At 43.7% G+C, this 10696-nt stretch carries 9 protein-coding genes and 2 pseudogenes; 1 reads left to right on the top strand and 10 read right to left on the bottom strand.

What is annotated here, in order from left to right:
• The 8 genes and pseudogenes from CAN34_RS14535 to mazG all read right to left on the bottom strand — a co-directional run.
• Positions 1 to 91, bottom strand: a pseudogene (locus CAN34_RS14535) (ribosome biogenesis factor YjgA); the annotation flags it as partial.
• A gap of 98 nt (positions 92 to 189) precedes the next feature.
• Positions 190 to 1140 carry an RNase adapter RapZ gene (gene rapZ, locus CAN34_RS11115; protein WP_089555716.1) on the bottom strand — a complete coding sequence of 317 codons (951 nt, stop codon included), beginning with the start codon at positions 1138 to 1140 and terminating at the stop codon, positions 190 to 192.
• 41 nt (positions 1141 to 1181) lie between these two features.
• Entirely contained in the window at positions 1182 to 2066 is an 885-nt protein-coding gene (panC, locus tag CAN34_RS11120) for a pantoate--beta-alanine ligase (protein WP_089555717.1), read from the bottom strand.
• A 51-nt stretch (positions 2067 to 2117) separates the two neighbouring features.
• The gene (gene panB, locus CAN34_RS11125) at positions 2118 to 2918 is read right to left on the bottom strand and encodes a 3-methyl-2-oxobutanoate hydroxymethyltransferase (RefSeq protein ID WP_089555718.1); all 801 of its coding nucleotides are present in this window, start codon (positions 2916 to 2918) and stop codon (positions 2118 to 2120) included.
• Positions 2919 to 2992: 74 nt separating this feature from the next.
• Positions 2993 to 3565: a 2-amino-4-hydroxy-6-hydroxymethyldihydropteridine diphosphokinase gene (gene folK, locus CAN34_RS11130; protein ID WP_089555719.1), complete on the bottom strand. Its 573-nt coding sequence runs from the start codon at positions 3563 to 3565 to the stop codon at positions 2993 to 2995.
• 34 nt (positions 3566 to 3599) lie between these two features.
• Complete coding sequence (gene pcnB / locus CAN34_RS11135; protein ID WP_089555720.1) at positions 3600 to 5810, bottom strand: polynucleotide adenylyltransferase PcnB; 2211 nt, start codon at positions 5808 to 5810, stop codon at positions 3600 to 3602.
• A gap of 165 nt (positions 5811 to 5975) precedes the next feature.
• A complete protein-coding gene (locus CAN34_RS11140) occupies positions 5976 to 6278 on the bottom strand; it encodes a ComEA family DNA-binding protein (protein WP_254423175.1) in 303 nt (100 codons plus the stop codon).
• A gap of 61 nt (positions 6279 to 6339) precedes the next feature.
• Positions 6340 to 7203: a nucleoside triphosphate pyrophosphohydrolase gene (mazG, locus tag CAN34_RS11145; protein ID WP_089555722.1), complete on the bottom strand. Its 864-nt coding sequence runs from the start codon at positions 7201 to 7203 to the stop codon at positions 6340 to 6342.
• 155 nt (positions 7204 to 7358) lie between these two features.
• Here mazG and CAN34_RS11150 point away from each other — a divergent pair, with 155 nt between their 5' ends.
• Entirely contained in the window at positions 7359 to 8891 is a 1533-nt protein-coding gene (locus CAN34_RS11150; RefSeq protein WP_089555723.1) for a phosphomannomutase CpsG, read from the top strand.
• Between the two features lie 160 nt (positions 8892 to 9051).
• On the opposite strand, the gene CAN34_RS11155 is transcribed toward CAN34_RS11150, so the two are convergent.
• Together CAN34_RS11155 and CAN34_RS11160 are read right to left on the bottom strand one after the other, a co-directional pair.
• Positions 9052 to 10467: a UDP-glucose 6-dehydrogenase gene (locus CAN34_RS11155; RefSeq protein ID WP_089555724.1), complete on the bottom strand. Its 1416-nt coding sequence runs from the start codon at positions 10465 to 10467 to the stop codon at positions 9052 to 9054.
• A gap of 37 nt (positions 10468 to 10504) precedes the next feature.
• Positions 10505 to 10696 (bottom strand): annotated as a pseudogene (locus CAN34_RS11160) (glucose-6-phosphate isomerase); the annotation flags it as partial.

The raw sequence follows: 10696 nt of genomic DNA on the forward strand, positions 1-10696 counted from the left end.
CAAGCGGTATCGACAACTGTTGCAAGCGCTCATGAGATTTTTTAAGCTCTGTGCGCGAGACGCGCATATCATGTTCTGACCAGTCAATCATAAAAGCTTTCCGTTTTCGAGATAATAAATAATAAAGTTAATAATGCTTTTTATACAGTCAATTCAAAATAACAGCGTGTTGTCCGCGCTTACTAACTACTACCAACGATGCTTTTCGCGATGCTTGGCAACAACGGTCAAGCCCTCAGGTAGGCTGGCTGTCAGCTTATCTTGTAAATGCTTAGTAATGAACACCGAACGATGTTTGCCGCCCGTACAGCCAATAGCGACCGTTACCGTATGACGGTTATTATGTAAAAAATCCGGTAACCACCGATTGAGGAATTTGGCGATATCTTCAGTCATCTCCGACACTTCCGGATAATCGGCAAAAAACTCAGCCACTTCGGCGTCAAGACCAGTCGCAGCTCGCAGGGTCGGATTCCAGTGCGGATTGGGTAAAATCCGGACATCAAAGACAAAGTCTGCATCGATAGGGCTGCCGTATTTAAAACCAAAAGATAACAGATTAATGACTATCTGATTATCAACGCCGACATAATCACGAAGGCGCTCTTTTAGCTGATGAATATTCAGCATACTGGTATCTATTTTGATATCAGCCTGTTTAAATATCGGCTGCAAAAGCTTGATTTCTTTTTCGATTGCCGCGGGTAAGTTATAAACTGTATTCTCTACGCCTTTGGTATCTTGTACCATCAAAGGGTGAATGCGGCGGGTGGCATTAAAGCGCGCAACTAAGGTTTCCTCTTGTGCCGTCACATACATCACTGTGACCGCGTCTTCGCCATAGGTTTGCTTTAAAACATCATGAGTTGCAGCAAAATTCGATAAATCAGCACGCGGCGTACGAATGTCGACGCCAAGTGCGATGCGTTTAATACCGCTATCACAAACCAGCTTTTGTGCCGCTTCAGGAACCAATGACAAAGGTAGGTTATCAATAGAGTAATAGCCTAAATCCTCTAGGATATTTAGTACTGAGGTTTTACCTGATCCTGAACGTCCTGACACGACCAATATACTCAACCGATCATTAGCTGATATTTGCTTTGCTTGATCGTTATTACCGTCATTACTTACATTCATGTTCCGTCATCCTAATAAATTGCATCCCGCAAATTACTGTGTCATAACGGCTGCTTGACCGTCACTAACTGATTGTCCAACAAGCGCGCACGACCTAACCATGCAGCAACCAAAATAACAAACGTCTGATTATCACTGACGCTTGCATGCTTATGAGCGATAGCAGTCAGTTCAGCCGTTTTTATTTCTAGATAATCAATAATAAAACCTGCACGGGTAATGCGCTGGCGAGACTCTTCTAAAACTTCCTCAAACCCTTGCTGCTCATATTTTCCGTCACCAATTTTTTTGGCTAAATACTGCAATTCTTGCTGCAAAATAGGCGCTGTTTGGCGCTCAGATTCGCTTAAGTACTGATTACGAGAGGATAGTGCTAGGCCATCAGCAGCACGCACAATAGGCGCGCCAATGATATCAATGGCATAACTCAAATCACGAACCAATTGCTTAATAATCGCTAACTGCTGATAGTCTTTTTGGCCAAAAATAGCCACATCAGGTTGTACAATATTAAACAGCTTAGAGACGACGATGCCTACCCCATCAAAGTGGCTAGGACGTGATTGACCACATAACTGACGGGTAATCTCCCCTGCGCGCACTGATGTAGGCGGCGGTAATACGGGATACATCTCATCAATACTCGGTGCAAACACGTAATCTGCACCAACGTTTGCCAGTTTTGCGACATCGTCATCTAACGTGCGTGGATAGCTGTCAAAATCTTCACCAACGCCAAATTGAGTCGGATTAACAAAGATACTAACGACCACGATATCGGCATGCTGTTTGGCTATTTTTACCAGCTCTAGATGACCATCGTGCAAATTTCCCATCGTTGGTACTAAAGCAATGCGTTGTTGTTTAGCACGGTAAAGCTGTAGAGTCGCTCTCAACGCTGAGATATGATGATGAATAATGGGCATGGTTAAATAGTCTTCTACTTATAAGCATAAACACTAGAATGTTATATCAGCCTAGCTGAATTGGTGCTGCTCTGTGGGGAAACTGCCTTCACGTACCGATTGCTGATAAAGGGCAAATGCGCCTTCGATACTATGCTCAGTATTGCGCTCATCGGTCAAAAAATCATGAACAAAGCGCGGAACGCGACCATGTACCATACCTAGCATGTCATGCATGACCAATACTTGACCATCCGTATCTGCACCAGCCCCAATGCCTATTACTGGCACTGCAACCGCTTCTGTTACGGCTTTGGCCAGCTCAGCAGGCACGCATTCTAGTACCAAAAGGGCAGCACCTGCGGCAACCACAGCTTTAGCATTTTCTATTAGCTTCTTGCCAGCCTCATCACCGCGACCTTGGATTTTATAACCGCCAAACACATTGACTGACTGTGGTGTTAATCCTAAATGCACACAAGTTGGCGTGCCTGCTTGCGCCAATGTTGTCACCAACTCGCAAAGCTCACTACCGCCTTCGATTTTAATCACATGCGCGCCTGCTTGCATCAGCTTACGACTATTAGTAACCGCTTCTGGCAGAGTCACATAACTCATAAATGGCAGGTCAGCTAAAATGAGGGCGTGCTTGTTACTACGCGCGATATTGGCCGTATGATAAGCCATATCATCGACGGTGACGGGCACCGTTGAATCATGGCCTTGCACCACCATGCCCAAACTATCACCAATCAAAATCGTATCGATTTGTGCCTTTTCCATCATGCGCGCAAACATCGCGTCATAACAGGTCAGGCAAGTAAACTTGGTGCCGTCTTTTTTAAATTTATTTAAAGTAGATAACGTTGTCATATCACCCTCAATACTTTTAACTATAATAATTATGACTATTCATCAAGCATCAATAGCTTTAACGATTGGCTTATCTATATTTGATTACGGCTTAGCTCATTATTTGATAATAATTTTAAGCCTGTCCAATCACTACTGTGTGGAAAATCCGTTATTGGCTTGCCAGTAATGATTAGCTCTGGCGCTAACTCGCGTAGCGGTATCAAGACAAAATTACGCTCATGTAAGCCAGCATGCGGTATTGTCAATTGTGGCTCTGCGATTTGTGCGTCGCCATATAGTAATATATCGACATCAAGACTACGTTCACCCCAATGGCGCAGGCGGGCACGTTTGGCTTGCTGCTCTAGTTGTTGGCAAAATGCCAGCAGTTCAAGCGGCGTGAATATGGTTTCAAAACCAGCGACCGCGTTGACAAAGTCAGGCTGATCTTGTGGTCCCATCGGTACTGATGCATAGAATGAAGAAACACGCACCTTGCGCACTTTTTCATCTTCTTGCATCACTTCAAGTGCCTGCTGTAAATGCTCTACCGGCGAACCAAGCTCATTTGCTAAATTACTGCCCAAGCCCACATAGCAGGTAATCCAAGAGCAAGTGGCGATATTATTGCTATCAACATCAGTATCATTAAAGCGCGTGTTCATCGTTATCACTTTACTCTCATATCCGTTGTCGACGTTAAACGTCATTGACGCTTGGCTGGCGACGGCGACGCTTCGATGGCACAGGCCCTTTACTATTATTCATATTACTAACAACTGTTGGACTGGCAACTTGACTGGTTTTAGCAGGCTTTGCAGTTGATGCTTTAGCGGGTTTTTGAGCCTTATTAACCACTTCATCGGCAGAGTGAGTGACCGGCTTAGGCGCTTTTTTTGCGTACTTGCCAGCTGCTTTCTCATTGCTATTAGCATCTGTTGCCGTTGCTTTTTTGGCACTGCTAGCTTCTGCTACAATGTCAGCACTTTCAATCACAGTAGGCTGACGACGACGGCGTTTATGCGGTATCGGCTCATTATTCATGCTTACGAGTGCAGGGGACTGTGCTACTGTACGAGTCTCATAGGATACAGCACGTGCGCCACTCGAAGATGACTGAATCTCTACTGCTACTTTATTATGCGAGAGATTGTTTGAATCTCCTTTAGCAGCAGGCACTTTAGCAACAGCTTTTGTCTCTTGTTTCTGTGATTGAGTCTCTGTTGATGCTTTTTTGGCCGATGCGTTTTGCTGCATAGGCGCTTGAGTAGGCTTAGACTTCGCCTTCTCTGCAATTGGTAGCTGCTTTTTAAGAGGCGGCACAACGTTGCCATGCTCTATAACAAACAGCGGCGCAGGTTTTGGCGTATGCTGCTGGTTAGTGCCATCATTATAGCTAGCCAAAGACAATTGCTGCAGCTGTGCCAGCTCATTATTGTCTTGTGTGACTTGCTGCGCGCTATAACCTTTATTTTTTTGGTTAGCAGATGTATGCTGACTGGCACGGCGGCGACGTGACGGTACATTTGAAGCGTCATTGACAGCAGTCGCTCTAGTAGTATTATGGTCAGATGCTTGGATATCGCTATCTACTCGATTCACCTTGGCAGTATCGCTCGAAGTCTGAGTATTTTGGCGATTACGTCCACGACCACGCTGTCCTTGTTTATAGGCACCGCGGCGAATATTTTCATCAAAATCGTCAATGGCTTGATCTTGTTGCTGCTCGGACAAAGTTTGATAGGTCTGCCACCAGTCGCCCATACCATTGGTCGATTCAGATAATGGATGCTCAGCATCGCCACATTGCTCGCGCAATAACAAGAAATCAAAACCGGCACGAAAGCGTGGATGCTCAGACAACTGTACAATCTGTTTGCTACGCGGCGCCGCTAATTTTGGCTGTAATATCCAGATATCTCGGATAAATTGTTCAGCGAATTTTGGAATGGCGGTCTTAATACGTTGACGATCAATAACTTTGCCTGCTGCATGCATTTGCGCGTCCGCAAAAGGCATATTGCGCTTTTTGGCTTTTTCTAATTGATGTAAATAATTTTCCCACAGCAAAGCAGCGTAAAAGAATGCCGGATTGATACTTTTACCAGCGCCAATACGTTTATCAGTATTAATAGCCACTTGCTGTACTAAAGCACTAGGCTCAGAGGGCGGATAAATAATTAAGCTATCAATCGCACCTGACTCAAACAATAATGGCAATAACGGTACTAGATAGCCACCGGTAAACATCTTTTGCGTTTCGTCATAAAGACGATGCGGAGAGATTTGTTCTAGCAGCGCCCAGTTGCCATCATGAAATTGCTCGGACAGCTCTTTATCAAATTCAAAGCCCAACTTAGCTTTAAAGCGCAAAGCACGCAACAATCTGACCGGATCTTCTTCAATACGCGTCGGTGCATTACCTAATAAGCGAATAATTTTATTATCAATATCTTCAAGCGCCCCGCAAAAATCATGAACCACACCTTTAAGCGGTTGATAATAAAGGGCGTTGATAGAAAAATCACGACGGGCAAAGTCTTGTTTGATATCGCCCCAGACATTGTCGCGCAGAATCATACCATCTTGATTGGTATTGGAATCATTGATAGGTGGACCACGGAAGGTCGCCACTTCGATAAGCTCACGCCCAGAGTACACATGCGCCAACTGAAAACGGCGGCCGATAATACGGCAGCGCTTACCAAAGACATCTTTAATCTCATGAGGCTTGGCATCAGTGACTGCATCGAAATCTTTTGGACGCAGACCTAGCAAGGTATCACGCACGCCACCGCCGACGATATAGGCGTCAAACCCAGCTCGGGTTAGGGTGGCAATTACTTCAGTAATGGAATTGGGTAATTCAGATTTATTCAGTTCTAACTGCTTGGCGGCACGCTCGGCCATGCATCTACTCCTTGCCTTTATTCTTAACCAACCCTGACGAACACAGCGTCTATCAGGCGGATGTACCTGCTAGTTTAACAAATTTTAAGCTTGCTGGGTGTATTTAGACATTTACTTACATGCTAATTTGTCAATATTGGGGTTAATTAAAGCAAAATACAGTTATTAATCTTGCACGGTTAAACGTCCACGATTTTTCTCAACGGTTTTTGCACCAATCCCCTTCACCTTAGTTAATTCATCAACCGTTTTAAAGCTACCGAACATTTCACGATATAGGATAATGGCTTGCGCTTTACTGCTGCCAATTCCATTCAGCGCTGTCAGCTCACCTTCTGTCGCCCGATTGATATTAATACCTGTTTGCGTACGCGCTTGGGTCAGCGTCGTCTCTTGTTCCAAAAGGTATTTATAAGCACTTTGGGCATTATCAAAACACAGCGCAGCATAAGCGTTATTAAGCAACATGGGGAAAATGCACGCTAAATAGAGAACTGTGCTCGTTATCAAATGCGTGAGTGACGATCTATTATGTGCGTTCATGTTGTTTTGCCGCTTCCCACAGCACGTCCATTTCAGTTATATCACTATCTTCTAGACACTTACCCGCGGCGGCTAACTGTTCTTCAATATAGCCAAAGCGTGATTTAAATTTATGCACACAAGTCAGCGTCGCTGTTTCTGCATCGAGGTGTAATTTGCGCGCCACATTAACCAGCGCAAACATACAATCACCCAGCTCTTTTTCAATATCGGCAATATTGGCGTTTATCTCATCTTTAGACTTATCTACAATCTCAGCCTTCAGCTCGTTTATTTCTTCATCAAGTTTATCAAATGCACCGCTGACACCTTCCCAGTCAAAACCCAGTTTTGAAGCCTGTTTTTGCACATCCTGTGCCTGCATAAGTGCACTACCTGCTTTGGTGTTATCTAAACGGCGTTTTGGTTTACCACGTGCTTCGCGTGCTTGCTGCTCTTCCGCTTTAATTTCATCCCAGCGCACTTTCACTGCCGCTTCATCTTCAAGCGTTTCAGCTTCAAATACATGCGGATGACGGCGAATGAGTTTTTCTTGTAAGGTAGTAATGACGTCACTGATATCGAAACGCCCTTGCTCAGCATACATCTGACAATGGAACACCACTTGTAACAGTACATCGCCAAGCTCACCTTTAATATCTTCATCATCATTACTTTGTACCGCTTCACCTAACTCATAAGCCTCTTCAATCGCATAAGGAATGAGACTGTGATTGCTTTGTTTTTTATCCCAAGGACAATCGCTACGCAGCCGCGCCATTAATGCCAATAAATCGCCCAATTCACCGCTAGCAGCTGGTGTTCCTTGCACAGCTGTAGGTGCTGATATTTGTTTTTTTAGAATACTCATAAAGAATGCTCTTATATTTTAATTGATTAGGCAGCAGAATAAAGCGGCGTTCATAGCAATGGAGCAGTTAGTGTATCATTGAACGCTGATTGGCTTATAATTGTGTTACTACTTACTCATTTTACCACTGCTCACGCGCAAGGAACCTCATTATCATGTCCACTTCTGCGACTATTGGCTATCAACCAGCCACTGAATTTAACCCTATTATTATCAATTCATTTAAGGCTTATGATATTCGTGGCGAGCTTGGAGTAAATCTCGATGAAGATATCGCTTATCGTATTGGGCGTGCCTTTGCACAGATTTTATTTCAACGCTATCAGGATCAGGCGGTAGTAGAGACTCACAATAATGATACTAGCAACAATGATATTATCGATAATGTGATTAGCGCCATGGCACATCTTGTGCCTGCTATCGTTATTGGTAGCGATATCCGTGATTCAAGCGAGCAATTAAAACAAGCCACGATCAAAGGTATGATAGATGCAGGCGTCGATGTTATCGATTTGGGCATGACTGGAACGGAGGAAGTATATTTTGCCACCAGTCACTATCAAGCGTTAGGCGGTATCGAAGTCACTGCCAGTCATAATCCTATCAATTATAATGGCTTAAAACTGGTCAAGGAACACTCAAAGCCAATTAGTGGCGATGATGGCTTAGCAGAGATTCAAGCATTAGCAGAATCGGGACAATTTACCACTGATAAACCATCCGGAAAGTTGCAACTGTTGACTGATAAAAGTGCCTATATCGACCATGTCATGAGCTTTTTAGATATCGATAAATTGAAACCGTTAAAGCTGGTTATTAATTCAGGCAATGGCAGTGCTGGTCCTGTGGTTGATTTATTGATTGATAAACTGAAACAAGCTGGCGCGCCCATTGAAGTAATTAAACTGCACCATACACCTGATGGCAGCTTTCCAAATGGCATTCCTAATCCAATGATTTTGGCTAATAGAGCTGCCACCCAGCAGGCTGTCCTAGAAAACAAGGCCGACCTTGGTGTTGCCTTTGACGGTGATTTTGACCGCTGCTTCTTATTTGATGAAAATGGTGAATTTATTGATGGCAGTTATATTGTCGGTATGCTTGCTCAGGCGTTTTTAAATAAACATGCAGGTGAGTCGATTGTGTATGACCCTCGTGTGATTTATAACACTGAAGCAGTTATAAAAGAACATAATGGCAAGGCGGTCATCAGTAAATCTGGGCACTCATTTATCAAGCACGTCATGCGTGATTCTGGCGCTATTTATGGTGGCGAGATGTCCGCTCATCATTACTTTCGCGACTTTTTCTATTGCGATAGCGGTATGATTCCATGGTTACTGACCATTGAGTTATTATCAACCACAGGCAAGACGTTATCAGAATTGGTCAGCGGTTACATCAAAGCGTATCCGAGCTCAGGAGAGCTAAACTTTCATCTTACCACCCATGATGCCCCGACGATTATTAGCGCAATTGAAGCTAAATTTAGCGCGCAACATCCAGCTAAATCGGTGCTTGATGGTCTAAGTCTTGATTTTGGCGATTGGCGCTTTAATCTGCGTGCCTCCAATACTGAACCACTTATTAGGCTAAATATTGAAAGTCGCGGTGATGAAGATTTATTACGAACTAAGATACAAGAGATTCAGCAATGGCTTGCGACTCAAGGTGCTATACCTGCTTAAATAGTTATCTTTATCGAGCAAAAATTGATCAATTTATAAAAAATAAGCGCCTGTTAATATAGACATTAACAAGCGCTTATTGTCATTTAAGCACTTATGATCTTTTGAGATATTTTTATTTTTTAGCTGAATAGGATTATTTTATAGTTGATAGAACATATTATTTAGCGCGACCAATACCTCTATAATCACCCACGAGACTGTCAATTTGCGCTCGTGTTAATACATTTTGTGCATCAAATATAGGCATTGCTTGTTGATTTAATGCTGCTACATCCAGCTGATCTTGTGGCGACCAACTGATGATAAAAACCGCCTGTGCTTCATTGAGCTGCTGATAAGGGCCGTGAATCAATTGAAGTAATGGCTGCGACCCATAAAGGGCAGCAAGCTCAGCCTGCGCCTTATCACTATAAACCAGAGTGCGGATATTATAAGACCATAATAACGCCAGTAGTGGATGAATGGCTGATTCCGCTGTCCGTCCCGATCCTGCTTTATAACTACCGCCCCAAATCATCACCGTCTTATTGTCGATAAATCCATCAAAATATTGCCAAAACTTACGGAATATCAGCTCTTTTTGGTCTTCATTGATGTGCATGACTGACTGTAATAAGGACATCTCTAAGCTATGCTCTCGACTCGACTGCTGTAGTTTGACCAGTTCAGTCGGTAAAGTGTTGCCACCAAAACCCCAGCCAGCTTGCAGATAGCTACTGCCAACTCGCTCATCAAGTGCCATGATCTGGCTCACTTGTTGGATATCAACCTGTTGACTATCAGCCAAGCGCGACATCTCATTCATAAAGCTTACCCGCGTTGCGAGCATCGCCATAATACTACTGCGGGCAAACTCTATGGTCGCAATATCAGCATGATGGGACGCGCGAGCATGTTGCATTAAGGGTTGCAGCATACCTAAATGCTGGCTACTGTCCGCAGTTTTTTCACCAAGTAACCATAAAGATGGCTGCAACATCGAGCTATAAGCGTCACCGTCTTTTAAAAATACGAACGGTAAATAATAGACCCAAGCACGCTTTAAACGCTGTGCCAATGCGGCAATAGCGCCTAGCTGCTCAATACCACTCATAATCAGCGGTTGCGTCTGCTGCTGACTATGATTGAAAGCGGTAATCCAGCTATCTTCTATCCATGCTAACTTAATACTGTCTAAAAATAGCCAATATAGGGCAACTATTTTTTGGTTATTAATGTCATGGCTTATATGACTACTGTTATGGTCGTCATTGTGATTGACAACTTCATAGGACTGTATAAGTGCATCAGCACTGTCAGGCAGCGCATAAATGACGATTTTTTGCTGCTGCACATACATTTGCCATAATGCTTGTAAATGATGCTCAAAAGCATATTGCTGTAACTGCTGCGTCAATAACGCTCTATCTGCATATAGGTGAACGCACTGACCTAAACTTGCTAGCACCACTGCGCTGGTAACTGCTTCAATACTATGACCAATAAGGACGCAGACGGTAGGACTCACAGGAGAATTATTAAGCGGATTTGGTTCAGGTGTGTACGTGTGTTTATCTATGACATCAGCGCTCATGATTTTACCTTTAATAATGATTGACGTAGTAAAACTATCAAGACAACTGTTGAATATGTTTTAAAAGCTGGTTGGTGGAAGTGTCAAATTGGACACTTCCCTCTTGCTGCATGGCGTCATGAACTGACTCTGCCATCTGCTTGCCCATTTCAACCCCCCATTGGTCAAACGGGTTGATATCCCAAATACTCGCCATAACATAACTTTATGATCATAAAGCGCGAACAGC

The sequence above is a fragment of the Psychrobacter sp. DAB_AL32B genome, assembly GCF_002224105.1.
Taxonomy (GTDB): Bacteria; Pseudomonadota; Gammaproteobacteria; order Pseudomonadales; family Moraxellaceae; genus Psychrobacter.